Genomic DNA, 26,389 nt, shown 5'->3' with positions numbered 1-26,389 from the left:
CATATAAATTTTAGGATTAGTATACCCACTCTTTAATTAACTTTGAATATTCTATTAACTCTTCGTCTTTAAAGAAAATTCCAATTTCACGCTCAGCGCTAGCAGGTGAATCAGAACCGTGAATAATGTTTTTACCAACTGTTGCAGCATATTCGCCACGAATAGTTCCTGGAGCAGAATCTTTTGGATTCGTTGCACCCATCATAAGACGTGCGGTAGCGATTACATTTTCACCTTCCCAAACCATTGCAAAAACAGGGCTTGAAGTGATGAAATCTACTAATTCTCCAAAGAATGGACGCTCTTTATGCTCAGCATAGTGAGTTTCTGCTTGTTCTTTTGATACTTGCATTAATTTTGCGCCTACTAATTGGAAACCTTTTTTCTCGAAACGAGATACGATTTCTCCGATTAAATTACGTTGTACTCCATCAGGTTTTACCATTAAATAAGTTCTTTCCATCATGCTCGACCCCTCTAGTTCAATTATGTATAAACAATACAGTAGAATAGTATCATCTATTTCCAAAATTATCAATAGTTAAAAATCTTATTATTTTAGAAAAATTGGAATCGCTTACAGATACGTAGGGAGTATGAAATAAATACTTTTTTTCAGGGGGGTAATGTTTTTATTCGTTTCACACTTTAACACTTATGTAAAACACTAGGAAAGCCAAAAGAGGCAGTTACAAAAATGCATTAGCATTTCATGCCTGCCTCTAATTCTTTCTATTACCGATATTTTTAGCAATTAAGATCAACATTTCCTTTGCTTCATGATTTGGTAATATTTCAATGCATTTTAAAGATTTGTTTAAATATTCTTCACTGATTCTTCTAGCTTCTTTAATATAGCTACTTTTACGTATTTGGTTGATAAGAGGTTTGACCTTTTCTGGATTAATACCTTCGTAAATTGAAGTAATTCTATCCTTTAATGATTGATCTTGCATAGCAAAAAGGACAGGTAATGTAATATTCCCTTGAATTAAATCACTACCAGCAGGTTTACCCAATTCTTTTTCTGATGCGGTGAAATCTAAAATATCATCCATTATTTGATATGACATTCCTAAATAATAACCGTAATCTCTTAGGGCCTTTTGAATTGAAGCAGATGCACCCGATGCAATTGCTCCTATTTCACAGCTTGCTGAAATTAACAATGCCGTTTTTCTTTTAATTCTCCTTAAATAGCACTTTACATTTTGTTCATAATTATATTTATCTTTAATTTGCTCTATTTCTCCTAAGCAAATTTCTAGTATTGTATTAGACAATTTTTGATGTGCTTCAGGAATCTCAATTTCAGACATACACTCTAGTGCTTTGGCAAAAAGAAAATCTCCTGCATACATCGCAACTCGATTATCATACGTAGAGTTGATTGTAGGTTTGCCTCTTCTTAGACTAGCTTCATCTATTACATCATCATGGACTAATGATGCCATATGAATGATTTCCAAAGTTGCAGCTACATGTTTAATAGATTGAAGGTTATATTGTCCAAATTTAGCACTAAGTAATACAAATAATGGCCTAATTCGTTTCCCACCTGATTGAAGTAGCTGTAAAGAAGCATCTTTCAATATAGGCTGAGTTGAATTGACTGTTTGATGAAGAGTATATTCAATCTCGTTTATATCTTTTTTTAAATAAGAATACTTCCATTTAACCTTCATTCCGTTCACCTTACTATTCATTCCAATTTATAACTTACAATGTTTATTCTTTCGGTTTTTTACCTAAATGCATTGCTGCAACACCAAATGTAAATGGTTTTATTTCAATATTTTCTAAGCCTGCTTTTTCGAATAGTTTAGCAAGCTCCTTCATTCCAGGGAATGTACTTGCACTTTCTTGTAACCAAGAGTACTCTTTAAAGCTCTTTGCAAAGAGTTTCCCAAAAATCGGCATGATAAATTTAAAGTATGCTTTGTATACATGCTTAATTCCAAAAGTTGTCGGCTGTGAAGTTTCAAGACAGACAACAATTCCACCAGGTTTTACAACTCTTGTCATTTCTTTTAAAACTTGGTAATAATCAGGGACATTACGTAAACCAAAACCAATTGTCACGACATCAAATAAATTATCCTCAAAAGGTAATTCCATTGCATTACCGTGAATTAATGAAACTTGACTTAATTGTTGGTTTTGAACCTTTTCCTCACCAATTGACAGCATATTTTTACTAAAATCTAATCCAAAAACTTTTCCTTCTTTACCTACTGCATCTGCTAGAGCAATAGTCCATTCACCTGTTCCACAACATACGTCAAGTGCTTTCATGCCTTTTTGAACATTCATAATTCGCATTGTCTGTTTTCTCCAGGCAATATGGCGTTGAAAGCTAATAATTCCATTCATTTTATCATACTTGTTATATATTTTTTCAAACACATCATGGACGCGTTCTTCTTTTGATTGAGTCATGTAAACCCCCACTGAACTAATTATAACTTCTGACTGTTATTAATTTTGTAATTGTAAGATTATTTTTGATATTACTTCAATTAATTGGTTTTTTTCTTTTTCTACACCTTGTAAAGATCCTAAATGCTTAATAAAATCAGTGCTCTCACCATTTTTTACATGTTGATTTTCCTGTTCTAACCTTGTCGTTAAACATTTATTTTCAATATTTTTGATTGATTGATTTGAACCAATATAATTTGCAAAATGAACAAGTATCGTCGATTCAATCACGGTAATACATCTTAGTAATTCTTCTAATGAAGTAAATTTATGATGTACTAAATTAATTTTTTGTTCATTCATTTCTTTAACTGCATATGAAAGCTCTCTTATTAAACTAATCTCACCAGTATTTGATAAAGCCTCGTAATATAGTCCGCTATAGAAATCTCCTTCTAAAACAGTCAATTGTTTCTTTTCTCTATCTTGAGGTGTACCTTCATAAGTAGACACCAATTCATGAGTATCAAGTGCAATTTGGTGGATCATCAATGCTTTACAATAATGAATAATCTTCTCTTTTGTAAAATTATGCTGATCCATTATTTCTATTAGAATCGTCACTTTCACTTCATCGATCGTAGGAGGTAAGAGGTGTTTATTCAAATATGGATGTTTAATTGCATTTAATATTTGTGTTTTTACTTCGGTTTTTAACTGTTCAACGTTACTCATTATTTCCATCCAATCCATTAATTACTAACTTGTACTATTATACCATAAGAGTAATGTATGGTATAAACTGATTCACTTCTCATGTTAATGAATGCTTTTAAAAAAAGCAGGAAGACCTGCTTTTTTTAAATTGATGTTAGTTTTTTGAATGAATCATAGAAAGAATTTCGTTTCTACCTTGTACATCTTCTTTTAATGAACCACGTACAGCAGTCGTAACAGTTTTTGAACCAGGCTTTCTAACACCACGCATAGACATACACATATGCTCCGCTTCAACAACTACCATTGCACCATGAGGTTCTAATACCTCCATAATTGCGTCAACAACTGATGAAGTAATACGCTCTTGTAATTGTGGACGTTTTGCGATTGTTTCAACTGTACGAGCTAATTTACTTAATCCAGTAACTCTACCATTTCTAGGAATATAAGCAACGTGAGCTACGCCGTAGAATGGTAATAAGTGATGTTCACACATAGAATGGAATGGGATGTCTTTTACTAACACCAATTCCTCATGATCTTCACCGAATACTTTATGTAAATGTTCCTTCTCATCTTGATGCATACCAGAAAAAACTTCTGCATACATTTTTGCTACTCGTTTAGGTGTTTCAAAAATACCTTCACGATTTGGATCGTCACCAATAGCTTCAAGAATTTGGCGAACTGCTTGTTCAATTTGTTCTAAGTTTACTTCTTTCATTAACTGATCCCCCATGCATAAAAAAAATTCTAATATTCATTTCTATCAGATTTGTTTATTTTAACATATTTCTTTTTTTATAAGCAAAAAAAGAAGGATGCAATATAAGCATCCTTCTATTTCGCTTAAATTATGTAATTATTTTACAGCATCCTTAAGCGCTTTACCAGGTTTGAAAGCTGGAACTTTACTTGCAGCGATTTCGATTTCTTCGCCTGTTTGTGGATTACGTCCTTTACGAGCTGCACGCTCACGTACTTCAAAGTTACCAAAGCCGATTAATTGTACTTTATCCCCGTTTTGTAACGCACCAAGAATTGATTCGAATACAGCATCAACTGCTAAAGTAGCTTGTTTTTTTGTTAATTCACCAGCTTCAGCAACTGCATTGATTAAGTCTGTTTTGTTCATGTCTTTCACCTCCTCCCAAAAAAGTTATAATTTAAGTCTTATTTTCATTAGTGACCAAAATTCAAAATTTTATACAACAAATACCAATAATTTCATTGTCATGCCTTATATTATACGATTCTATCGCATATTTCAATATGTTTTATAAGAAAATGTTGGAATTCCTCGAAAAAAATAGTAACTTTTCTGAAAAGTAGATAGAACTTTGTGATCTTTATAAAAAAAATGTTAAAAACAAGTTAAAATACTTGATTTCTAAAGGTTTCTACATACAAAAAAATCAGATGGATAACTCTCCATCTGATTCATTCAATGATCAAAGGATAATCGCAATTAATCCGCCACTACCTTCGTTAATAATTCTTTCCAACGTTTCTTTCAGCTTATATCTCGCATTTTCGGGCATCAACGATAATTTTGCTTGAATGCCTTCGCGAACGATTGAGCTTAACGAACGTCCGAAGATATCTGAGTTCCAAATTGAAAGTGGATTATCTTCAAAGTCTTGCATTAAATATTTAACAAGTTCTTCGCTTTGCTTCTCTGTACCAATAATCGGCTCAAATGTTGATTCAACATCAACTTTAATCATATGGATAGATGGAGCAACAGCTTTTAATTTCACACCGAATCTCGAACCGTGTCGAATGATTTCAGGCTCATCTAAGCTCATATCTAATAGCGAAGGAGCAGCAATTCCATAGCCCGTTTGTTTAACCATTTTTAATGCATCTGCTACTTGATCATACTCTTGCTTAGCATGAGCAAAATCCTGCATTAGCTCTAATAAATGGTCCTTACCACGGATTTCAACTCCAACTACTTCTTTTAACACTTGATCATATAATTCATCTGGAGCTGATAAATCAATCTCAGCTACACCCTGCCCCATATCAATCCCAGCAAGCTGTGCATATTGGATGAATTCATAATCTGTAAATTGACCAACTACATAATCAACATCTCTAAGACGTTTAATGTCTTTAACTGTTTCTTGAATAGCTTCTTGGTAACTTTGACGTAACCAATGATTTTCTTTTAAGACAAGTACCCAACTTGGTAAATTCACGTTTACCTCTAGTACTGGGAATTCATATAGCGCTTCTCTTAATACGTTCATTACATCACCTTCACGCATCGCTTCTACACTTAGCGCAATTACAGGGATGTCATATTTTTGAGATAGCTCTTGTCTTAAGCTTTCTGTATTAGGATGATATGGTTGTGAAGAATTAATGACCATAATGAACGGCTTGCCAACTTCTTTTAACTCTTCTACAACTCGTTCTTCAGCCTCAATATAGTCATATCTTGCAATCTCACCAATCGTTCCATCAGTTGTTACAACCACTCCAATTGTAGAGTGTTCTTGAATTACTTTTCTTGTTCCAATTTCCGCAGCCTCATTAAACGGAATTGGTTCTTCATACCATGGTGTACTAATCATTCTCGGACCATTTTCATCTTCATAACCTTTAGCACCTGGTACGCTATAACCTACACAGTCTACTAAACGAATATTTACATCTAAACCATCAGCTACGTGAATTTTTACACCTTGATTTGGTACGAACTTTGGTTCAGTTGTCATAATTGTTTTTCCAGCAGCACTTTGAGGAAGTTCGTCATGTGCCCTAGCACGATCCGCTTCATTTTGAATATTAGGAATAACAACTGCTTCCATGAATCTCTTAATAAACGTTGATTTACCAGTACGAACAGCACCTACTACACCTAAGTAAATATCTCCTCCAGTGCGCTCGGCAATGTCTTTAAAAATATCTATCTTTTCCATGTGTTCCCCTCCCGATTTATCAATACATGGGAATAATTGACTTGAAGTAGTATGCCTATGACAATATCATTCTATGATGTTGTCCTAGAGAGTTATGACAAGATTTTTTAATTTTTCTTATCAATTTTTTTAGGAAGAAATAAAAAAATCCTTCGATAAAATGTATTCTTTTATCAAAGGATTATGATTTTATTTATTTAATTTTGTTCTAAAAATACCGGTTGTCCATCTTGAATCGTATACGGTAATGAATATGCTGGTAAAATCGGTGAGTCTTTTATTAAGATTTGACGTATATCTTCACCGGTTTTCATTTTTTTAGCATCGTTTATTTTTTCAAATAAATCAGCTGAGTAATCTACGTAAAATTCTCCATCATTGCCCATGACGATTGGTAAGTTTTTTTGACTATATGGACTTATTACAAATGGTTCTTCTTTAAACCCCATCTTTTTGTAGTTTAGTAGGAAAACACCTTTACTTAACGTTTCTTTTATTGGTGGGTATGTATTTTTATCTTTATAGACTTGTACTCGCAAAGAAACATCTCTAATTTTTTCTGCAATACGAAGGTCAATTAGTTTAACAGTTGGATTCGTCTCTGCATCAATTAAAACATATTGGTAGACCCCACCATTTTCATAAGCATTCCCGGGGGCATCACTTATATAGCTAGGAATTAGTTTTGTAAAATCGACTGGATATTTTAAATAGACAGGCGTTGTCATATCTTTATTTTTAATTGGTAATAAACCATTATTATTTTCTTTAAATTTATTAACTGCAGTTTGGACTGACTGTAATTGATCTTCATATGGAATCTGATTTTGTGCAAGTTGATCATCTGGATATAAACATCCACTTAACATACTAACAACAGAGCACATACATACGATAAAAAGTAGCTTCTTCATGTTAATCCCCTTATTAGTAATTAGGTAGGCCAGCTCAAAACGACATATGTTATTAATAAACCAGAAATAATTAATGACATATACGCTAAAAATGCTGTAACCACTTTAAAAAATTTTATTTTAATCCAATTTCTACTTAAGTAAATTAATAAAATTGATAGAATCATTAATCCCATTCCTACGAATGCGCTTATTTCAGTATTCATCTTAAACCCCCTATGTAATTTCTCACATTACTATAGTAACAAAATAGTTTCTTGTTTTAAATCAAATTCTACAAATGTTTTAAATCAATTAAATAACCTAGCTTGTCCTTTTAATCTTTAAAAAAGAAAGAAAAAGTTTCTTCACTTCTTCTTTCCTTGAAGCAAATTGGGGCACTTGCTTCACTTCGACTAACACCCACCAGAATACATCCGGTAAAAGTCATTCTATATTATGCATAAAATATACATTATGCACTCAATACATCGCAGAGAATGAGCCCAATTATTTTTGTTTAAACATATTTGTTAAAGATTGAAAATCAAGAGGCATATTATTCGTAACAATTGCTTGAACAATTTTATCTTCTTTATCTTTCGTTACCTGACGACCAGTCATTGCTGCAATTTGACGTACTAGTTTACGAACAGTAGCCTCATCTTTGAAATTAGCATCTTTAACTGAATCAGCAACTTTAAAAATATCTGTTTTACTTACATTTGCCTTTTTTTCAATTTTATCAAAGAAACCATTTTGATTATTTGACACTATTCAAACCTCCTTCTTCGCTATACACCATATGCTATGCAAAAAGATAGAAATGGTGAAACGCCTAAAAGAGGCTACAAGATAAAAAGCATTAAAAACGTCGTTTTTAATGCTTTCATAACTTATTTCGTCAAATCACTAATAAAATTTGAAGTACTTTCGCCTTCATGTCTCTTATCACGATTCATTAAGGCATCAACCCCAAGTTTCGGGTTTTTCCCTTCAAATAACACTGCATATAATTCATTTACGATCGGCATTTCAACATTTGCTTGTTTCGCTAGCTGATAAGCTGCTTTTGTCGTTCGTACGCCTTCTACAACCATACCCATATTCTCTAACACTTCATCTAATGATTGGCCTTTACCTAATAAATTACCTGCACGCCAATTTCGGCTATGTACACTTGTACAAGTTACAATTAAATCGCCCATGCCCGTTAAGCCGGCAAATGTTTGAGGGTTAGCACCCATCTCTTTACCTAAACGTATGATTTCTGCTAAACCTCGTGTCATTAACGCTGCTTTTGCATTATCACCATATCCAAGCCCATCAGTTATACCTGCCGCCAATGCAATAATGTTCTTAAGTGCACCACCAATTTCTACACCAATCACGTCTTCATTAGTGTAAACACGGAAATAGCCATTAGAAAACAACTCTTGTACTGCACTAGCTTCTTCCATATTGGCTGAAGCCGATGTAACAGTAGTTGGGTGTCTCAAAGCAACTTCTTCGGCGTGACTCGGACCTGATAATACGACTACTGACCCTAAATGCTGTTCATCAATCTCTTCAGATATCATTTCTGAAATACGTTTAGATGAATCTGGTTCAATCCCTTTACTAGCATGGATGATCGTAACTTTATTTTTTAAAATAGGATTTAATTTTTGACATACTTCTCTAATCGCTTTTGTTGGTACAACTAGTAATATATATTTAGCATCCTCAACTGCTTCATTTAATTCAACAGTCGCTTTTAATGAGTGTGGTAGTTCTATTTCTGGTAAATATCGTTTATTCGTATGGAATTCATTTATTTCATTGATTAAGTCAGATTTATTTCCCCACAAAGTAACAGTATGTCCGTTATCTGCTAAGACCATGGCTAAGGCAGTTCCCCAACTACCCGCGCCTAGAACAGCTATTTTTTTTGTCATACAAACACTCACTTTCAAAAATCAGATTCAAAAATATTATTAATTTTGCTCAACTTATGCACGCGCACGACCAATAATCTTAATTGGTGAACCTTCAAAATCAAATGCATCTCTTATACGATTTTCAAGGAAACGTTCGTAACTAAAGTGAAGTAATTCAGGGTCATTCACGAATACAACAAATGTTGGTGGCTTAATTGCAACCTGTGTTGCATAATACACACGAAGTCTTTGACCGTTATGTGTCGGTGTAGGGTTCATCGCAATCGCATCCATAATGACATCATTTAGAACATTTGTCGGTACACGTAAGCTATGACTTTCACATGCTTTATTGATCATTGGTAATAAAGTTTGAGTTCTCTTACGTGTTTTTGCTGATAAGAATACTATTGGAGCATAATCTAAAAATTGGAAATGAGCGCGAATATTTTCTTCAAACTCTTTCATTGTCTTTTCATCTTTTTCAACAGCATCCCATTTATTAACGACGATTACAACTGATCTACCCGCTTCATGTGCATAACCAGCAATTTTCTTATCCTGTTCGATAATTCCTTCTTCACCATCTAAAACAACTAAAACAACATCAGATCGTTCAATCGCTCGTAATGCTCTAAGTACACTATACTTTTCTGTACTTTCATATACTTTTCCTTTTTTCCTCATACCTGCAGTATCAATAATGACATAATCTTGTCCATCTTTTGTATAAGGCGTATCGACTGCATCACGTGTTGTACCTGCAACATTACTTACGATAACGCGTTCTTGACCTAATAAAGCATTTACCAATGAAGATTTCCCAACATTTGGACGGCCAATTAAACTAAATTTAATTGTTTCTTCATCATAGTTTTCTTGTTGTTTATCTGGAAAATGACCGATAACTTCATCTAGTAAATCCCCTAGACCTAATCCATGAGAACCTGAAATTGGATAAACTTCTCCAAATCCTAACGCATAGAAATCATAAATATCACTACGCATTTCTGGATTATCAACTTTATTAACAGCCAACACGACTGGTTTTTTCGTTTTGTATAAAATTTTTGCAACTTCTTCATCGGCCGCTGTAACGCCTTCACGACCATTTGTTAGAAAAATAATAACATCAGCCTCATCCATTGCGATTTCAGCTTGCTGACGAATTTGCTCTAAAAACGGCTCATCACCAATATCAATTCCACCTGTATCAATTAAGCTAAATTCCTGATTTAACCACTCTGCAGAGCTATAAATACGATCTCGAGTAACGCCTGGTATATCTTCTACAATCGAGATTCTTTCTCCCACGATTCTATTAAAGATAGTTGATTTCCCTACATTAGGACGTCCAACTATTGCAACTGTCGGTTTAGACATTTAATTCATCCTTCCTAGCATAACTATGAACCATTTAATTCTTAATAAATGTTTTTAGTTTTCATCTCATATATAATTTATTTAAATAACTTATCTATTTTAACAAAAAATGTGAAAAAAGACCAATTTTCATCAATTTTTTACTAATTTTCCACTTTTCAAATTCTTTTTTGAAAAATATAATGACAATAATCTAATTGTAGTGATTAGTAAAATGGTAAAAAATAAAGAATCCAGCCATAATAAATCACCTATGATATATTGTACTTTTATTGATCGATAAGTAAAAAAGTTAAATACTTCACCTTGTATTAGTCCTATTATTAGCAGTCTTAATCTTTCAATGTAATGATTACTTAAAAATACTGCCAACACAGTTGTCATGAATGATATTGAAATAAAATCATTGATAAAATAACTCGCAGGATCATAAATCGCCAGTATACTCATACTACAATACGCCATACCGATAATGAGTCCTTTAAAGAAATGAATAAATTGTTCACTAAACTTTAACTTACTAACATGATAACTAATTAAAAATATCATCATAAGAAATGCTACATTCATTTGATAACTTAAAAACTCGAAATTAAAAGTAGAACAAATGATCAAACAAAACAAAACACCCAACTTTAAAAATTTTTCATTCAAACTATCTTTCGTTCTAGAATAAAACAAAATGATTGTCCAAATTGAAAATAAAAAATACAAACCTTTCACGCCAAAAACCTCCCACTTACATACACTTAGTATTCGACATTTCTCCATGAAAATAATCAATCTTTCAAGAAAGTGAATAAGAAGTTTCAATAAAAACGAACCTATAAGTGAATCGTTTGGAGGTGAAACCTTTGGGAAAAGATCGACAAGAAAAAAAACTTAGACAATCAAGAAGAGTAGAATCTGACCGAGATCAAAGCATCCACAACAAGGGTGCAACAAGACTCGACACACCAGAAGAAGCAAGAGAAATAAATCAGCATAACTAGAAAAGTGGAGGCGACTGGTTAGCTCCGACAAGCATAAGTCGAGCCCAGGGAAAGGTTGCTTTTTAACCTTTACCTGGGATTGACTTATGACCTCGAGGAGCTAGGAGCCGGAACTAGACATCTCGAAAAGTGGAAGCGCCTCGTTCTGCCCCGACAAGCATAAGACAAAAACCAATAAAGGTGCTTTTTACCTTTAGTGGGGTTTGGCTTATGACTCGAGGGGCAAACGCCTGGAACTAGACATCAGAAAAGTGGAGGCGACTGCTCAGCCCCGACAAGCATAAGACAAGGACCGGTAAAAGTTGGTTTTTAACTTTTACTGGGCATTGGGTTATGACTCGTGGGGTTAGGCGCTGGAACTAGACATCTCGAAAAGTGGAGGCGACTGGTTAGCTCCGACAAGCATAAGACAAAAACCAATAAAGGTGCTTTTTACCATTAGTGGGGTTTGGCTTATGACTCGAGGGGCAAACGCCTGGAACTAGACATCAAGAAAAGTGGAGGCGACTGCTTAGCTCCGACAAGCATAAGCCAAAGAATCAATAATATGTTGCCATTACTTATCCTGAGTGCAAAGTTCATCAAAAAAATCCTTTAGCAATAAATGCTAAAGGATTTTTTCATGATTACTTTTTAAATTTATTTAGTTTGTCACCAAGAAGTTCACTTAGTTGGAAACCACTATTTTCACTTGGTTGAATATATTTTGAGATTTCTTCTTGAAGCTCAGCTTCGCCAGCTTCTTTAATACTTAATGAAAGTCTCTTATCACTTTGGTTAATTTCTAACACTTTGACTTTTACTTCTTGGCCAACTGTTAGGACTTCATTTGGGTTTTTGATATGCTTATCAGCAATTTGAGAAACGTGTACTAATCCTTCAATACCTTCTTGTACTTCTACAAATGCACCAAAGTTTGTTAGTCTTCTTACTTTTCCTTCTACGACTGCACCAGCTGTTAATTTACTATCTAATTGATCCCATGGCCCTGGTTGGATTGCTTTCATAGATAATGCAATGCGATTTGTTTCAGTGTCAATTGAAAGAACTTTTACTTTTACTGTATCTCCAACAGATACTGCCTCTTCAGGCTTTGAGATTCGGTTATGTGACATTTGAGATACATGAACTAAACCATCTACTCCACCAATATTTACGAATGCACCAAAGTTCGTTAATCTTTCAACTTTACCTTCAATAACTTGACCAACTTGAATTGAAGAATAAGCTTTACGACGGTTTTCAACTTCATTTAATTGTTCAACTGCTTTGTGTGATAAGATCACACGATTTTTTTCACGATCTACTTCTTCTACTACTACTTCAAGTGATTGACCTTTAAATGCAGCTAAATCTTCAACGAATTTTTTAGAAACTAATGAAGCTGGGATGAATCCACGTACACCCACATCTGCAATAAGTCCTCCATTTACTTGCTCTGTAATGATAACTTCAAATACTTCTTTACTTGCTAATTTTTCAGTTAAAACATCCCATGCTTTTTCTGAATCAACTGCACGTTTAGAGAACACAACAGTATCTTCTTCGATTTTAATTACTTTTAATTCAATTTCTTGTCCAACAGTTAATACTTCGTTTACATTTTCAATATGTACATTAGAAATTTCTTTTATAGGAAGAATACCATCCGTTTTTCCACCAAAACCTACAATTGCTTGCTTATCTTCAATTTGTTCAACTACGCATGAGATAATTTCCCCAACCTCTGGCATTACTTTTTCAACCATATCATATTCCTCCTTATTTTTGAAAACGGTTAGACCTTTTATGTATTGTCCTCTTTTACCTTCTAATAAATAGGTAGAAAAGTCAAGGAATGTGATGAATAATTCATCTAAATATTATTTGTTTTTTCTTTTACAATCGACAATATTTCTTCAACTACGTCATTTATGCTTTTTGATGTTGAATCCAATGAAACTGCATCATCAGCTTTTTTTAGTGGCGATACTTCTCGTTCCGAATCAATTTTGTCTCTAGTTGCAATTTCCTCTTTCAAAATGTCTAAATCACTTTCAAAACCGTTTTTAAGATTTTCAACATGCCTTCTTTGTGCTCTTTCATCAACTGAAGCAATCATAAATATTTTCACTTCTGCATTCACTAAAACATGTGTACCAATATCTCTTCCATCCATTACAACGCCACCATTAACTCCATATTCACGTTGTAAATCTACCATTTTTTCACGTACTAAACTATGCTTAGCAACAAATGATACATTTCTAGTGACTTCTGGTGTACGGATAGCTTCTGAAACATCAGTTTCATTAATATAAACTTTTTGTACCCCATCTTCTGGTACAAGCTTAATTGTCATTCTAGAAAGTAATAGCGATAATTCTTTTTCATTATTCACATCAACTTCATTTTGAAGTGCTTTTAAAGTTAGTGCTCGATACATTGCGCCTGTGTCTATGTATATATAGCCTAATTGTTTTGCCACTATTTTTGCAACTGTACTTTTACCGGCAGCCGCTGGTCCGTCTATAGCGATACTTATTTTTTTACTCATATGTCCTCCCTACATAAAAAAATTGCTACTTGATATAGCAACTTTGTCTTAGCATGTCCTAAAAAAATGTTTTCAAATAAAAAAAACAGGCATCCCTGCTTTTTTTTATCTTACCATATGAAGTGATTGAATTCATCTTATTTACCAATTTCATTATATACTTCTCGCGTAACATCTTTTGCCTTTTGTGTGACCCCTTCGTATAATTCAATTTTCGTCAAATATACAGAGAGACTTGGAAAGGATAAAAGATATTGACTAAATACTAAACATAAAAATTGAATGATAATTAATTTTAAAAGGATTCTTTCTACTCTTTTCATTCTGATCCATACCTTTTTAATTACCATTATGATTTTATGTAGTAAATTTTATACACAATTTAAACAAATATTAAATTTTCATACCTTTTCTTCGATGCTTTAATTGTTGATCAAATGAAAACTGTATTAAATCTTGTCTTTGTGTAGGTGATAATCCATCAAATTCAAGGGAAACTCTTTGTTTTCCATCAACCACTTGACTATTTACTCGTATGATATGAGCTTTTGTTTGAACATATCGGTGTGATTCACCTTCAAATGGCAATACTAACCACAAAACAATTGTCTTACCAATAATAAACTCATTTTCTTGCGGTGCAAGGATTGCAATGCCGCCAGCACTAATATCAAGACTAGTTGTTGTAAACGGTTTAAAATCATCAAATAATGGATGAACGGCTACATCAACTATACTTGGTACACGAACGTAACGTCTTCTTTGAGTTTTTTCTAAAGATTCATTACCTGGATAAGACATGATAATGACTGGAATCTCAATTTTTTTTCTTCCAATTATTGAAGTATAGAAAGTAAACACATTTTGTTCTTTTGTCACAATATAAGCTTTTAATTTTTGGTTATTTAATAAGAAAGATGCTTTACCAGTTGCTTCATCAAAAGGGTAGTCTATATATAATTCTTCATTTCTTATTTCTACGATTTTTGATTTATATCGTTTTACTTCTTTTGCATCAACGTCTTCTAAAATTAGTACATCCCCTACATTTAGCATTAGACCCTCCCAAATAATGTTCACATAATTGATTCCGTGACGAAAGTCGTCATTCTTCATTGGTATATAATACTAGTATAAATGATGAAATTGAGTAAGTATATGTAGTTTTTTCACAATTACGAAATCTTTTAATTACTCAAATGGTACTAATACTACAGAGTAAAACAACCAAAATAGGTCTTTTGTCATTAGAGATATATTTCTACATATCTTTTTAAGCATTTTTATGAAATACAAAAAAGAAACGTGCTTTACACGTTTCTTTTTTGTAAGGTATTTATTCATTTATTTATGGAAGCCTTCGTGAATGTTTTCTACATCTGAAGCTAGCATGACAGTCAGTTTGATTCTTGCTTTCTTACTATCATAATCTTTTCCTAGGATTACACCTTTATTAACTAAATCGTATGCACTCCCAAAATAATCATATGTCGGGTATACTTCGCCTTCTTCAGAGCTTGTCGTAATGATAACTTTAACCCCTTTTTTGACTGCTGCTTCAATTTCCTCAGTCATATGAGGTGAGACCTGCCCTCTACCGACTCCTTCTAAAACAATACCTTTTGCACCATGATCAACTGATGCTTTCACAAGATATCCTTTAGCTTCTATGTAACATTTAATAATATCAACCTGTGGTAATTCTTTTGTTAACTTGTATTTGTCTTGCAAGACTGGTTTTTGATAAATATGGACTTTGTCATTATCAATAATTCCTAGATAACCAAATCCAAATACGTTGAATCCTTGGATATTTGAAGCATGTTCTTTTTTAACATATTTCGCTGTAAATATTCGCTCATTAAAAACGACGACAGTTCCGATATTTTTTGATGCATCATCAGATGCAGTATAGATCGCATGCCTTAAGTTTATAAATGCATCTGTCCCTAATTCACCAGGAGATCTTTGAGATCCTGTAATAACGACAGGTCTTTCATCATCTACAGTTAAATCTAAAAAATAAGCTGTTTCTTCGAGTGTATCCGTTCCATGTGTAACGACAATACCATCGACAGATTTATCATTAAAATACTCTTCAATTTTATTTTGAAGCAAAATCCAATGATTAAAACTGATATGCATACTTGGAACTTGGAAAAATGAATCAACAATGATATTGATATCATTCGGTAATTTAAGCATTTCAGCTATTTCTTGTCCAGATAATGCACCAGAATCTAATTTACCAGACTGTGCATTTGGTTTACTTGCAATCGTACCACCTGTTGTAATTAGAACGACTTTTTTCATTTTTCACACCCCGTTTCACAGGAATTATAACATCTTAAAATTGTACAAGTAAATAGGAACCCACCATTCTAATTAATATTTTGTAAAGAATAAAAAACGTAGCATACACTACGTTCTTTAATCATGATTATTTAGATGAAATGATATGATTCGCAATTAAATCACCATGGAAACGGCCATTTTCAATGAAAATTTCATTTGCATTATTTCCAGCAGCGATCACTCCTGCGATATAGATTCCTTCAATATTTGTTTCCATTGTTTCTTGATTAAATGTTGGACGACCCGTTACATCATCTACACCAACACCCATACTTTTAATCAAAGTGTGATCAGGATGGTATCCAGTCATCGCGTAAACAAAATCATTTTCTATTTCATAAATCTTCCCTAGTTGTTCATAAACTACTGACTTATCTTTAATTTCTAATATATTTGCTTGAAACTTCATCTCGATTGTTTCTGATCTAACAAGTGCCTCGAATTCTGGTAATACCCATGGTTTTATACTAGGTGAATAAGATTCACCTCTATACAAAACTGTTACTTCAGCACCACATTTTTCAAGCTCTAATGCAGCATCTACACTTGAGTTTTTCCCACCAACAATGACGACTTTTTGATTAAAATGCTTGTGTCCTTCAAAAAAATAATGTGATACTTTTTCAAGCTCTTCACCAGGGATTGATAGATAATTGGGTTGATCATAATACCCTGTTGCTACCACTACAGCTTTAGCCTGATAATGCTTTTGTTCTCCACTTATTGTAATTGACTCAACAAGAAAATCTTTATTTTTTGTAACCTTTATTACTTCTTCAAAAGAATGAATCGTAATCATATTTCTTTTGACAACATCTCTATAGTATGCAAGCGCTTGGTGTTTTTTCGGTTTTCTACCTTCAATAATAAACGGTATGTTTCCTACTTCTAATTTTTCACTTGTACTAAAGAATGTTTGATGAGTAGGAAAACGACTGAGTGTATGAACAATATTTCCTTTTTCAATAATCAGTGCTGATATTCCTTTATATTTCAAAGACAGATATGTCGCGATCCCACAAGGGCCTCCACCTATAATTAGCACATCAACTTTTTCCATTTTATAACAACTCCATTAAACGCGGTCTCGGTTATTCTATTATCTATTTTACCGATATTATCCGTTTTGTCTAATAATTGAGCAATAAAAAAACAAGATGGAATCTCCATCTTGTTTTAATTTTAGATTATACCCAACCTCTGAATCTACTTGCTTCAGCCATTTTACGAGCACCAACCATGTAAGCTGCTAAACGCATATTTACTTTACGGTTTACACTTGTTTCGTAAATATTATTGAATGAGCGAACCATTACTTTTTCAAGTCTTTCTTCTACTTCTTCTTCAGTCCAGTAATAACCTTGGTTATTTTGAACCCATTCAAAGTAAGAAACTGTTACGCCACCAGCACTAGCTAAAACGTCTGGTACTAATAAAATGTCGCGTTCTGTTAATATTTTTGTCGCTTCAAGAGTAGTAGGTCCATTTGCCGCTTCGACAACAATGCTTGCTTTAATATTGTGAGCATTATCTTTTGTGATTTGGTTTTCAATTGCTGCTGGAACTAAAATATCGCAATCTAATTCTAATAACTCTTTATTTGAAATTGTATTATTAAATAATTTTGTAATTGTTCCAAAACTATCTCTACGATCTAATAAGTATTCAATATCTAAACCATTTGGATCATGAAGTGCACCATATGCATCTGAAATACCGATAACTTTTGCACCTGCATCATGCATAAATTTAGCTAAGAAGCTTCCTGCATTACCAAAACCTTGGATAACAACTCGTGCGCCTTCTAAGTTGATTCCTCTACGTTTTGCAGCTTCTCGGATTACAATTGTAACACCTTTTGCAGTTGCAGTTTCACGGCCATGTGAACCACCAAGTACTAATGGTTTTCCAGTGATGAAGCCTGGTGAGTTAAATTCATCAATTCTAGAATACTCATCCATCATCCATGCCATGATTTGAGAATTTGTAAATACGTCTGGAGCTGGAATATCCTTTGTTGGTCCAACGATTTGACTAATCGCACGAACATATCCACGACTTAATCTTTCTAATTCACGGAAAGACATATCACGTGGGTCACAAATAATTCCACCTTTACCTCCACCATATGGTAAATCAACAATACCACATTTTAAGCTCATCCAAATTGAAAGAGCTTTCACTTCATTTTCTGTTACATTCGGATGGAAACGAATTCCACCTTTTGTAGGTCCAACTGCATCATTATGTTGAGCTCTGTAACCTGTGAAAATTTTCACTTGTCCATCATCCATACGAACAGGAATTTTCACAGTCATCATTCGAACTGGTTCTTTTAATAATTCGTACATTTCATTTGAATATCCAAGTTTCTCTAACGCTTCTTTAATAACTACCTGCGTAGGCGCTAGTACATCTAAATGTTCTTCAGTGTTGCTATTTTTCTCTGTAGATTTCTCGGCAACCATTGTAAACCCCCTAGAAATTTGAACTATGAAAAATTATTCGTTCATTCTGAAATTAGTATACAACTTTCCATCCCTTTTTGAAAGTTATAAACACATAGAAAACAAAATATAATAATACTCTAATGTAAGCGTTTTCTACCGTCATTATACTCCTCTTTTTAACGTTTGAAAAGAATAGTTTAACAATTAATACAATATATTTAAAAATAATTTACAAAACAAAAAACCTCTCAAAAAAATTTCTATTGAGAGGTCTTTTTTTCCACGAAATAAAAATGCAGTTGTTCGATAGCATTTTCTGAAATTAGTTCTTTTCCATATTCAATAATTCGATAAATCGTTCTCGTAGAAGGATTTCCATATTCAGCTAGAATTGCGTAAAATGTTTCTCGGTCAAGACGACCTAATTCATGTTCTTCAAACTTTATATAAAATGTATTTTCGAATGAAAAAAGTCTTCCACCAGAAACATCACAAGAAACTAATTTTTCAGAAAGTAGGATTAGATCATCTAAAGTAGAAAACTCGTACAATATATGTTCACTTTCATCAAGGATTACTTCCATTGAGATAAAATCATCTTGAAATTCTTCTTCCTCTTCTAAAATCTCATCTGATTTTGTCACAATTACAACCATTCCTTGTGCTTGTAGTGAAAATACTTCAACAGATACTTTTCCATCTACTTCAAAACCTAATTCTACGCTAGCTTCATGCATCATATCTTGAAAAAGCTGTTGAACTTTTGGTGCATTGTACCATAAATCTTCTTTTGTTAATCCTCGCTCTGATAAATCATCAGATGTAAGAAAAACTTTAATTTTATTGTAGTTCAACCGTTCCAACCTCATGAACTAGCCTCCTTGCTGCATTAACCATATTACAGTTTATGTTTTTATATAATTTTGGTGATTCTAAAGTAGAAAATCATTTATAATTAAAATTCTGCTTTAACCACTCTTCCCAATTTGATTGAGCGTTACCGACATAAAATTCTTGAATAGAATCCATAATTGGACTCTCGCAAGTTGACACTGCATATCCGCCGATTCCTATAATAACATTCGGCTGAATTTTTTTGATTGCAATAGCAAAATCAATCGTTTTCTTTAAATTCTCTTTTAAAGTACATGAAATAACAAAACCTGCCGGATTCACTTCTTTAATCACTTGAACTAAATCTGATGAATCGATTGAAGCCCCTAAATAGATTACTTGAAACCCAATTCTTCTTAAATAAATTGTAAAAATGAGTAATCCAAGTTCATGTTTTTCATCTGGGCCACATACTGCGATTAGTTTTGGCAAATGTTTATTATTTGGGAGATTCTGATAAATCATCCCTAATCTTGTCCGTAAAAACGATGTTGCAAAGTGTTCGTGAGCACTAGTAATCTCACCATTTCTCCATTTATCACCAATAATGAGATACACCTTAGAAATAATTTTAAATAATACCTTATCAACTGAATATAAACTAAATGCTTCATTTATATAATTGTGCGCTTCACTCTCTTCAAACGAAGATAACGCCGATACTATTTGATTTACTAAATGATCAGATTGGAGATTTTCAGTAAAACTCTTATCACTACTTGTTTTATGCTCTTTTGTTTCATATAAATTAATTGCTTGTCCAATCGTAAATCCTTCATTCACCTTCTGAACAAGCCATTTTAAAATATATACATGCTCCTCAGTATACAATCGATGTCCTGCTTCATTTCTAACTGGACTGATAATATTGTATCGTCTTTCCCAAGCTCGTAATGTACCTGGTAAAATACCTACTAAGTTTGAGATTGCTTTAATATTGTATTTTCCTATTTGGGCCAATTTTGTTTTCCTCCAGTATAGCTACATGAAACCAAAGTACAATCTCTACATTACTTTAAAGTTGATAATAGAAATAGTTTTTTGCTTCAAAAGTCCTTTTTCATTGTTTAGCTCCAAATATATCGTTTTCTGATTACGATTTACATGATCTTGACTTCTTTCAAACAGATAAACTTGAATACTTTCATATTGCTTTTCAAAGCTATTTTTCAACTCTGTAAAACTGGTCAATATATTTATATCTTCACTATTTGTATTTTCAGTGGCATACACGATATGATCTCGATTCGTACCTACATCGTCTAAACCAATTATAGAAAACTTTGTACCATTCTCAGTTTCAAACAATGCACTAGTATTTTCTAAAATAGTTACTTTGCAATCTAATAACAGTGCATTTAAATCTCTAAAATTCCCTTTATAATCTTCAGAACTCCATAAATAATAAGAAGGAGCTAAGGAAGAGAGGAATTTAATATTTTCTTCAAAATATCTTTTTACCTTCCTTTTTGAATACCCACTTAATATAAAAATCGTATTATTCGTACACATTCTTTCAAGATCCGCTCTTTTTATACGATAATCACCTATATTTGTCATCCAAATCAATTGAATTTCTTCTAAAGTTAAATCAGTATGGTTCAGTTGTATCTCCCTATTCTCAAACCTGATACCATTTTTTCTCGACTTTTTAATTAGTAAATAAATGAATGCAATCATACAAATGAAACTAACAAATACTAATACTATGTGATTTCCCCCCTGTAAACATAACCAGCACCGTGCCGAATTTACGGTGATAACAAGTCCATAACCATTTCGGCCTTACTTACATACTCAATTAAAGGTCAAAATTAAACTTTTAAAGATTCTATATTTATTTTCTATACTCGGCAAAAGCAAATACTTTTCTACTATTATACAAAAACTCTACTAAATTGAAAAATATATGAAACGAAAGAAAAGCTTACGTCCACTTGTCATTCAAGGACATAAGCTTTTCTCTATTTATCATTTATTATTTTTCGTTTTATTTATTTAAATCAACATTTAAAGGAATTTTTAAGACTTGTCCAGGTTTAACCTCTATATCTTTTAAGTTATTTTCATCTTGAATAATTTCTTCGCCATTTCGGTTTTTATAATACTTCATAGAGATTGTAAATAGTGTTTCACCCTCTTGGACAACATGCTTAATTTCTTTTATCCCTAAGGATTCATCTGGAACTGGTATCCTAGGATCTTTATTCTCATTTGCTTTTGCTGGCTTTTGGTTTCCCTCATTCGTTGTTTCTTCTTGCTGTTGATGATTCTCTTCTGTCGAAGTAATCTTTACTTTTTCAAATTTATTAGAAGGAATAAATAAACTACTTTTATTTGAAAAAATCCCTTCATATTTATATTGAACTAGTGCGACAACACCAATTGGTAATAAGATAAAAAGAAAAACAAGTACAGTGATTAAAGGATATTTAATTTTCCACCAAGGTCTTCTCTCATCTTCTTTTTTTTGAATTGATTTACTTCTTGGTGGCAAATTCAACATATCAACTGATTGGGGTTCAGCAATTCCTTTATTCAATTTGTGTTTTCTTTTCAAACCACCAACCTGTTTTTCTCGATCTTTTCTACTCATTTCTCTTCTTCACTTTCTAGACTAAATTTCATATATAAACCTAATACATAATCAAGGATAAAATGTGTAATAAAAACTACCAAAATATTTTTAGTGATTAAATATAAGTATCCAATAAAAAAGCTTTCTAATAATACAATCACAAATAAAACTGGTTTTTTTACATATCGAAAATGAACTAACGCAAAAATAATGGATGCCAAAATAATCCCAAATTTTGTTTGGACAAATCCTCTAAAAAATATTTCTTCAGATAAGGCAATTAAAACACATAAAATGGTCATTTCAAATACAGATAGTGATGTAAAAAACTTTTTATTAAATCCACCATCATCTAAAAATCGTTCAGGGACTGTATAGTTTAACAATACATTAAATAAGACTAATACAATTCCTCCACCAACACCAAAGATGAACGTTTCAAGACTTAAAAAAGACGATTGTTTTTGTACAAAATCATCAAATCCAATAAAAAATCCAATACAGATGATTGCGATTAATAATATGATAAGTTGCGTACCATACACACTCTTTTTTAAATTTTTAATAGATAAGTTTTGTCGACTTAATTCATTTTCCATATCAGTTGTTCCTCACAGACCTAATTTTTTACTTAGATCTTCCTCCCAAGAATATGTATAAACATCATCTTTACTAATATTTTTAACATGTGAAAAATACTGTTCAAATGAAAATCCACAATGATTACAACAATTAATAGGTCTACTCGTTATAGATTCATTGAATACTGAAAGATAGTTTTCACGGTAACAAGTCGTTGAAGCTAGAAAATCCTTCATAGATTTTAGCTTTACATATTTCACATTTCTTCTTTCTTGGATCATTCTTTCTAATTCATGTAAAAAATCGATGTTCACTCTATCAACAAACAATTGGTTATGTTCAATCATATTCCATTTATTTAATTCGCTAAATAAAGTCTGCCATTGAATATCACTAAATTGAAATGTAGCTTTCCAATTTACGATCAAGCTCTCTGTTAAATGAATGGTAGCCTCATTTATTTTTTTTACATATGAGATAAACGATTCTAGTTGAAACATTGAAAGTAATTCGTCTTCAATTAAGCGTAAAGGTAGGTCATGATCATTTTCGGTCAAAAATAAGATCGCTACACTAGGTTCTCCATCTCTACCAGCTCTGCCAATTTCCTGAAGATAGTTTTCAATATTTGACGGATAACCCAAATGAACGACAAATCTTACGTTTGGCTTATTTATCCCCATACCAAATGCACTCGTACAAACGATTAAGTCTATCTGATTTTGAATAAATTGCTGTTGAATTAAAATTCTTTGTTCTTGGTCCATGCCACCATGATAATAAGCGACTCGACATTTGATTGATTCATTTACAATACGTGAAATTTTCTCACACATCGACCTCGTACCGCAATATATGATTCCAGGGCCGTTTAAATGCTTTATATAATAAATTAATTGTTCAATTTTTTCTTCTTCTGACTCTACATGTTCAATATGTAATGCAATATTTTCACGATTAACGGACTCAATATATGTATGTACAAAACCAAGCTTCAAAGTTGAAATGATTTCATCTCTTACACTTTCAGTAGCAGTTGCGGTCAACGCTAGCACTGTTGGATTATGTAAACTCTCTTTAATTTCACCAAGAGCTTTATACTCTGGTCTAAAATCATGTCCCCATTGAGATATACAATGCGCTTCATCAACAACAAATAAAGAAACCTTTGCTTGTGAAAGCTTTTGAATTAAAAATTGATTTTGTAGCATTTCGGGTGATACAAAAATATATTTATATGATTGTAAATTTTGTAAAAGATGCTTTTTCTGTTCAAAGCTTCGAAAACTATTTAATGCAATAACTCTCTTCTCACCAAATGCCCTTAATTGTTCCACCTGGTCTTCCATTAATGATAATAGTGGTGACACAATGACAATAATGCCTGGAAGTAGTAGGCCGGAAAATTGATACAATAATGATTTCCCACCACCTGTTGGTAACATAGCGAGTACATCTTTTTGATGAATCAAATCATTGATTATAGCTTCTTGATTTTTTCTAAATGAATCATACCCAAACTTTTCTTTTAACAATTGATTTAATTCCATTTTAGATCACCCATTCTTGCAAGAGTAATACGAATTTGGAAATACGTAACTTCGTTTAAAAGTGCTTCTTTTATATCTTTTAATTTCCTAGTCTGTAACTCCTCTATTTTTTCTTTAATTTTGATATATTCTTCCTTATTAATAAATTGGTCGATAGATAATAAATCATCACTCAACACACATTCAACAATATGATCCTCTATTGTACTGGTTTTCAAATGACGAATCGCTGCAATTTCTTTAATCGTTTTACCAGCTTCAAGTAAACGTTTCGTTTCAATCGAAGTATTTGTAATATTAGTGCTAAAACTCCCCTTTAGAAAACGACTTAGCATTGGGTATTCCGCTGTTTGTTCAGTCAAAATTGTTAATAAATGATGCATTGCATTAACAGATTGAATATAAATCAGGTCTTCGCTTTTATTTTCATCAGACGCAATTTGTTCTAAAGTCATCCCATACGAATTTGCACCGGATAGTCGTTTCACAAATAAAGAAGCATCATCATTATGTAACTGCTGTAATACATGGTGTAATTCTGTATGAAAATGAAACAATAAATCTTTTTTATTTCTCTTAGCATTTAATAATTCTGTTTTCACCCAATCCTGCACATCATTTTCTTGCTGAACAGCTCTAAAATATTTAATATTTTGATTGATGTTAGAGATAGTTTGAAAAAATAGTGACAGTCTTTTCCAAAAGATTTTTTGTACACTTACAAATCTTAAGCCATTTATATATTGAAAAGCATGGAATTGTAATTTATCATTTTGTAAATACATTAAACCCTTATGACTTACTCGATAAATGTTATTCCCGTCATTTTTTTCGATATATCCTTTTTCCTTTAAACTTTTTACTAAATCCTGCATATTCTGTTGAGTAAGGAATTGGTAAAGACCAAAAAATTTTGTTACTTGGTAAAAATGACTATCTTGAATAATCTGTGCACTTTGTTTTCCTTTTAATAAGTAGGTAATACCTTGAATTGTTCGCTCACCATTATATCGATTAACTAAAAATAATACGACTTCTTCTAGTATCGTTAATTTATTCATCATAATCCTCTCGAACAAAATTGTATAATATATTTGAATATTTTTATGCTCAATATAATTTCTGAATAAAATATTCAAAACTATTTTTATTGATAGTTTTAATTTCTTCTAGCTTATCATATGTATCAATATCCGAACCATTTTAATATGATTAAAATACTTAATTATTTTACCTTTTCATACTTCATTTCTCTATTTTTGCAAAACCTGTTACAATTATATTGAAAAGTTTCGGAAACCGTTTTAAAATATTTACAGGTACATTACAAAAATAGTATCTGTAATAAAAACAGGGAATAATTTGGGAGGTCAACACAATGGCAAAATATACAATCGTTGATAAAGACACTTGTATCGCTTGTGGCGCATGTGGCGCTGCTGCACCAGATATCTATGACTATGATGATGAGGGGATTGCATACGTTACTTTAGATGATAACCAAGGTATCGTTGAAATTCCAGACGTGTTATTAGATGACATGATGGACGCATTTGAAGGATGTCCAACAGATTCTATTAAAGTAGCTGACGAATCATTCGATGGCGACGCTTTAAAATTCGAATAGTAAAAATAACGACGATGTAAATCGTCGTTTTTTTATTTCCTCTAAAAAACACTTAGTGTTCGTCAAAAGATTGTTGTTTGTAAATATGTTTTTAGATGATCGAGAGCGAATCTACCATACTTCATTAGATTGTGGTGGTTTTATTTTATGAAGTTACATCTATTCACTTAGATAAAGCTTGTGTTTTTATTTTTGGGTACTTGTCTATTAATTGGATAAAAGCATTTAAGAAATTATTTAGCTTTATCTATGTAATTGAATAAAAGCATTAAAGAATTTGTCTTATTTTCTTTTAGAAGTAGTATGGAACGGAAGGTTGCTCGACTCCTATGGGAAATGCTGGACAGCTGAGACCCCACATGAACGTAAGTGACGAGGAGGCTCAGCGCCAGCACCATGGAAAGCGAGCATCCCGCAGTGGATTTCAACACTCTTCTTTTTCCAAAACACTATCAAGTTTTTTGTTTTTTATTAGAAGTTGAATAAAAGCAAAATTGAAAGTGCTTCATTTAAGTAGTTAAATAAAGCCTTTTAGAGATGATTCGATGTTTTAAAAAAG

Annotated in this window: 29 protein-coding genes; 2 read left to right on the top strand and 27 right to left on the bottom strand. The window is 32.4% G+C overall.

Features of this window, described 5'->3' with window-relative positions; translation table 11 throughout:
* Window positions 1-16: 16 nt before the first annotated feature.
* The 13 genes from ndk to ACX6U0_RS16080 all read right to left on the bottom strand — a co-directional run bounded on the left by ndk (window position 17) and on the right by ACX6U0_RS16080 (window position 10,989).
* The gene (ndk, locus tag ACX6U0_RS16140) at window positions 17-463 is read right to left on the bottom strand and encodes a nucleoside-diphosphate kinase (protein WP_464960907.1); all 447 of its coding nucleotides are present in this window, start codon (window positions 461-463) and stop codon (window positions 17-19) included.
* Window positions 464-722: 259 nt separating this feature from the next.
* On the bottom strand, window positions 723-1,685 hold the full coding sequence (gene hepT / locus ACX6U0_RS16135) for a heptaprenyl diphosphate synthase component II (RefSeq protein ID WP_464960906.1): 963 nt from the start codon (window positions 1,683-1,685) through the stop codon (window positions 723-725).
* 43 nt (window positions 1,686-1,728) lie between these two features.
* Complete coding sequence (locus ACX6U0_RS16130; RefSeq protein ID WP_464960905.1) at window positions 1,729-2,439, bottom strand: demethylmenaquinone methyltransferase; 711 nt, start codon at window positions 2,437-2,439, stop codon at window positions 1,729-1,731.
* A gap of 39 nt (window positions 2,440-2,478) precedes the next feature.
* A complete protein-coding gene (locus ACX6U0_RS16125; protein ID WP_464960904.1) occupies window positions 2,479-3,156 on the bottom strand; it encodes a heptaprenyl diphosphate synthase component 1 in 678 nt (225 codons plus the stop codon).
* Window positions 3,157-3,292: 136 nt separating this feature from the next.
* On the bottom strand, window positions 3,293-3,865 hold the full coding sequence (gene folE / locus ACX6U0_RS16120; RefSeq protein WP_087999406.1) for a GTP cyclohydrolase I FolE: 573 nt from the start codon (window positions 3,863-3,865) through the stop codon (window positions 3,293-3,295).
* Between the two features lie 138 nt (window positions 3,866-4,003).
* The gene (locus tag ACX6U0_RS16115; RefSeq protein ID WP_056466694.1) at window positions 4,004-4,276 is read right to left on the bottom strand and encodes an HU family DNA-binding protein; all 273 of its coding nucleotides are present in this window, start codon (window positions 4,274-4,276) and stop codon (window positions 4,004-4,006) included.
* 316 nt (window positions 4,277-4,592) lie between these two features.
* Window positions 4,593-6,071, bottom strand: coding sequence for a stage IV sporulation protein A (gene spoIVA / locus ACX6U0_RS16110; protein ID WP_087999405.1), 1,479 nt, complete (start codon window positions 6,069-6,071; stop codon window positions 4,593-4,595).
* Between the two features lie 197 nt (window positions 6,072-6,268).
* Window positions 6,269-6,985 carry a hypothetical protein gene (locus tag ACX6U0_RS16105; RefSeq protein ID WP_464960903.1) on the bottom strand — a complete coding sequence of 239 codons (717 nt, stop codon included), beginning with the start codon at window positions 6,983-6,985 and terminating at the stop codon, window positions 6,269-6,271.
* 20 nt (window positions 6,986-7,005) lie between these two features.
* On the bottom strand, window positions 7,006-7,191 hold the full coding sequence (locus ACX6U0_RS16100) for a DUF2768 domain-containing protein (RefSeq protein WP_464960902.1): 186 nt from the start codon (window positions 7,189-7,191) through the stop codon (window positions 7,006-7,008).
* Window positions 7,192-7,474: 283 nt separating this feature from the next.
* Window positions 7,475-7,738, bottom strand: a complete 264-nt coding sequence (locus tag ACX6U0_RS16095; RefSeq protein ID WP_087999402.1) for a stage VI sporulation protein F — start codon at window positions 7,736-7,738, stop codon at window positions 7,475-7,477.
* 122 nt (window positions 7,739-7,860) lie between these two features.
* Window positions 7,861-8,901 carry an NAD(P)H-dependent glycerol-3-phosphate dehydrogenase gene (locus tag ACX6U0_RS16090; protein WP_464960901.1) on the bottom strand — a complete coding sequence of 347 codons (1,041 nt, stop codon included), beginning with the start codon at window positions 8,899-8,901 and terminating at the stop codon, window positions 7,861-7,863.
* A 54-nt stretch (window positions 8,902-8,955) separates the two neighbouring features.
* Window positions 8,956-10,266 (bottom strand): ribosome biogenesis GTPase Der, encoded by a 1,311-nt coding sequence (der, locus tag ACX6U0_RS16085; RefSeq protein ID WP_464960900.1) that lies wholly within the window; start codon window positions 10,264-10,266, stop codon window positions 8,956-8,958.
* Window positions 10,267-10,398: 132 nt separating this feature from the next.
* Entirely contained in the window at window positions 10,399-10,989 is a 591-nt protein-coding gene (locus ACX6U0_RS16080; protein ID WP_464960899.1) for a YphA family membrane protein, read from the bottom strand.
* Window positions 10,990-11,120: 131 nt separating this feature from the next.
* On the opposite strand from ACX6U0_RS16080, the gene ACX6U0_RS16075 reads away from it, so the two are divergent.
* Window positions 11,121-11,258 (top strand): YpzI family protein, encoded by a 138-nt coding sequence (locus ACX6U0_RS16075; protein WP_087999398.1) that lies wholly within the window; start codon window positions 11,121-11,123, stop codon window positions 11,256-11,258.
* 626 nt (window positions 11,259-11,884) lie between these two features.
* On the opposite strand, the gene rpsA is transcribed toward ACX6U0_RS16075, so the two are convergent.
* The 14 genes from rpsA to ACX6U0_RS16005 form a co-directional block, all read right to left on the bottom strand.
* On the bottom strand, window positions 11,885-13,006 hold the full coding sequence (gene rpsA / locus ACX6U0_RS16070) for a 30S ribosomal protein S1 (protein ID WP_464960898.1): 1,122 nt from the start codon (window positions 13,004-13,006) through the stop codon (window positions 11,885-11,887).
* Window positions 13,007-13,113: 107 nt separating this feature from the next.
* Window positions 13,114-13,794, bottom strand: coding sequence for a (d)CMP kinase (gene cmk / locus ACX6U0_RS16065; RefSeq protein ID WP_464960897.1), 681 nt, complete (start codon window positions 13,792-13,794; stop codon window positions 13,114-13,116).
* Window positions 13,795-13,931: 137 nt separating this feature from the next.
* A complete protein-coding gene (locus ACX6U0_RS16060) occupies window positions 13,932-14,117 on the bottom strand; it encodes a DUF5359 family protein (RefSeq protein WP_464960896.1) in 186 nt (61 codons plus the stop codon).
* A gap of 70 nt (window positions 14,118-14,187) precedes the next feature.
* Window positions 14,188-14,850 carry a flagellar brake protein gene (locus tag ACX6U0_RS16055; RefSeq protein ID WP_464960895.1) on the bottom strand — a complete coding sequence of 221 codons (663 nt, stop codon included), beginning with the start codon at window positions 14,848-14,850 and terminating at the stop codon, window positions 14,188-14,190.
* A 288-nt stretch (window positions 14,851-15,138) separates the two neighbouring features.
* Window positions 15,139-16,107: an asparaginase gene (locus ACX6U0_RS16050; protein ID WP_464960894.1), complete on the bottom strand. Its 969-nt coding sequence runs from the start codon at window positions 16,105-16,107 to the stop codon at window positions 15,139-15,141.
* Window positions 16,108-16,234: 127 nt separating this feature from the next.
* Window positions 16,235-17,209 carry a YpdA family putative bacillithiol disulfide reductase gene (locus tag ACX6U0_RS16045; protein ID WP_464960893.1) on the bottom strand — a complete coding sequence of 325 codons (975 nt, stop codon included), beginning with the start codon at window positions 17,207-17,209 and terminating at the stop codon, window positions 16,235-16,237.
* 127 nt (window positions 17,210-17,336) lie between these two features.
* Complete coding sequence (locus ACX6U0_RS16040) at window positions 17,337-18,617, bottom strand: Glu/Leu/Phe/Val family dehydrogenase (RefSeq protein ID WP_464960892.1); 1,281 nt, start codon at window positions 18,615-18,617, stop codon at window positions 17,337-17,339.
* A gap of 242 nt (window positions 18,618-18,859) precedes the next feature.
* Window positions 18,860-19,468: a genetic competence negative regulator gene (locus tag ACX6U0_RS16035; protein WP_464960891.1), complete on the bottom strand. Its 609-nt coding sequence runs from the start codon at window positions 19,466-19,468 to the stop codon at window positions 18,860-18,862.
* Between the two features lie 76 nt (window positions 19,469-19,544).
* Window positions 19,545-20,453 carry a MerR family transcriptional regulator gene (locus ACX6U0_RS16030; protein ID WP_464960890.1) on the bottom strand — a complete coding sequence of 303 codons (909 nt, stop codon included), beginning with the start codon at window positions 20,451-20,453 and terminating at the stop codon, window positions 19,545-19,547.
* Between the two features lie 45 nt (window positions 20,454-20,498).
* On the bottom strand, window positions 20,499-21,062 hold the full coding sequence (locus tag ACX6U0_RS16025; RefSeq protein ID WP_464960889.1) for a hypothetical protein: 564 nt from the start codon (window positions 21,060-21,062) through the stop codon (window positions 20,499-20,501).
* A 421-nt stretch (window positions 21,063-21,483) separates the two neighbouring features.
* Entirely contained in the window at window positions 21,484-22,089 is a 606-nt protein-coding gene (locus ACX6U0_RS16020) for a LysM peptidoglycan-binding domain-containing protein (protein ID WP_464960888.1), read from the bottom strand.
* Window positions 22,086-22,670 carry a lysostaphin resistance A-like protein gene (locus ACX6U0_RS16015; protein ID WP_464960887.1) on the bottom strand — a complete coding sequence of 195 codons (585 nt, stop codon included), beginning with the start codon at window positions 22,668-22,670 and terminating at the stop codon, window positions 22,086-22,088. The genes ACX6U0_RS16020 and ACX6U0_RS16015 overlap by 4 nt, the downstream gene beginning before the upstream one ends.
* Before the next feature lie 12 nt (window positions 22,671-22,682).
* Complete coding sequence (locus tag ACX6U0_RS16010; protein WP_464960886.1) at window positions 22,683-24,203, bottom strand: RecQ family ATP-dependent DNA helicase; 1,521 nt, start codon at window positions 24,201-24,203, stop codon at window positions 22,683-22,685.
* A complete protein-coding gene (locus ACX6U0_RS16005) occupies window positions 24,194-25,264 on the bottom strand; it encodes a YpbB family protein (protein WP_464960885.1) in 1,071 nt (356 codons plus the stop codon). Before ACX6U0_RS16005 ends, ACX6U0_RS16010 begins: the two co-directional genes overlap by 10 nt.
* A 317-nt stretch (window positions 25,265-25,581) precedes the next feature.
* Between ACX6U0_RS16005 and ACX6U0_RS16000 the strand changes: the two genes are divergently transcribed.
* The gene (locus tag ACX6U0_RS16000) at window positions 25,582-25,830 is read left to right on the top strand and encodes a ferredoxin (protein WP_087999383.1); all 249 of its coding nucleotides are present in this window, start codon (window positions 25,582-25,584) and stop codon (window positions 25,828-25,830) included.
* The last annotated feature ends 559 nt before the right edge of the window (window positions 25,831-26,389 follow it).

Source organism: Gottfriedia sp. ABJ_BB2_2, from assembly GCF_055484705.1.
Note: the sequence above shows the minus strand (reverse complement) of the source record. Positions and strands in the feature narration are given on the sequence as shown.

Coding starts and splice junctions, on each gene's coding strand:
- ACX6U0_RS16035 (WP_464960891.1), bottom strand. CDS start 19,468: ATGAGGTTGGAACGGTTGAACTACAATAAAATTAAAGTTTTTCTTACA.
- ACX6U0_RS16000 (WP_087999383.1), top strand. CDS start 25,582: ATGGCAAAATATACAATCGTTGATAAAGACACTTGTATCGCTTGTGGC.
- ACX6U0_RS16050 (WP_464960894.1), bottom strand. CDS start 16,107: ATGAAAAAAGTCGTTCTAATTACAACAGGTGGTACGATTGCAAGTAAA.
- ACX6U0_RS16115 (WP_056466694.1), bottom strand. CDS start 4,276: ATGAACAAAACAGACTTAATCAATGCAGTTGCTGAAGCTGGTGAATTA.
- ACX6U0_RS16040 (WP_464960892.1), bottom strand. CDS start 18,617: ATGGTTGCCGAGAAATCTACAGAGAAAAATAGCAACACTGAAGAACAT.
- ACX6U0_RS16020 (WP_464960888.1), bottom strand. CDS start 22,089: ATGAGTAGAAAAGATCGAGAAAAACAGGTTGGTGGTTTGAAAAGAAAA.
- ACX6U0_RS16015 (WP_464960887.1), bottom strand. CDS start 22,670: ATGGAAAATGAATTAAGTCGACAAAACTTATCTATTAAAAATTTAAAA.
- spoIVA (WP_087999405.1), bottom strand. CDS start 6,071: ATGGAAAAGATAGATATTTTTAAAGACATTGCCGAGCGCACTGGAGGA.
- rpsA (WP_464960898.1), bottom strand. CDS start 13,006: ATGGTTGAAAAAGTAATGCCAGAGGTTGGGGAAATTATCTCATGCGTA.
- cmk (WP_464960897.1), bottom strand. CDS start 13,794: ATGAGTAAAAAAATAAGTATCGCTATAGACGGACCAGCGGCTGCCGGT.
- ACX6U0_RS16100 (WP_464960902.1), bottom strand. CDS start 7,191: ATGAATACTGAAATAAGCGCATTCGTAGGAATGGGATTAATGATTCTA.
- ACX6U0_RS16105 (WP_464960903.1), bottom strand. CDS start 6,985: ATGAAGAAGCTACTTTTTATCGTATGTATGTGCTCTGTTGTTAGTATG.
- ACX6U0_RS16060 (WP_464960896.1), bottom strand. CDS start 14,117: ATGAAAAGAGTAGAAAGAATCCTTTTAAAATTAATTATCATTCAATTT.
- ndk (WP_464960907.1), bottom strand. CDS start 463: ATGGAAAGAACTTATTTAATGGTAAAACCTGATGGAGTACAACGTAAT.
- der (WP_464960900.1), bottom strand. CDS start 10,266: ATGTCTAAACCGACAGTTGCAATAGTTGGACGTCCTAATGTAGGGAAA.
- ACX6U0_RS16005 (WP_464960885.1), bottom strand. CDS start 25,264: ATGAATAAATTAACGATACTAGAAGAAGTCGTATTATTTTTAGTTAAT.
- hepT (WP_464960906.1), bottom strand. CDS start 1,685: ATGAAGGTTAAATGGAAGTATTCTTATTTAAAAAAAGATATAAACGAG.
- ACX6U0_RS16055 (WP_464960895.1), bottom strand. CDS start 14,850: ATGCTAAATGTAGGGGATGTACTAATTTTAGAAGACGTTGATGCAAAA.
- folE (WP_087999406.1), bottom strand. CDS start 3,865: ATGAAAGAAGTAAACTTAGAACAAATTGAACAAGCAGTTCGCCAAATT.
- ACX6U0_RS16130 (WP_464960905.1), bottom strand. CDS start 2,439: ATGACTCAATCAAAAGAAGAACGCGTCCATGATGTGTTTGAAAAAATA.
- ACX6U0_RS16010 (WP_464960886.1), bottom strand. CDS start 24,203: ATGGAATTAAATCAATTGTTAAAAGAAAAGTTTGGGTATGATTCATTT.
- ACX6U0_RS16090 (WP_464960901.1), bottom strand. CDS start 8,901: ATGACAAAAAAAATAGCTGTTCTAGGCGCGGGTAGTTGGGGAACTGCC.
- ACX6U0_RS16125 (WP_464960904.1), bottom strand. CDS start 3,156: ATGAGTAACGTTGAACAGTTAAAAACCGAAGTAAAAACACAAATATTA.
- ACX6U0_RS16045 (WP_464960893.1), bottom strand. CDS start 17,209: ATGGAAAAAGTTGATGTGCTAATTATAGGTGGAGGCCCTTGTGGGATC.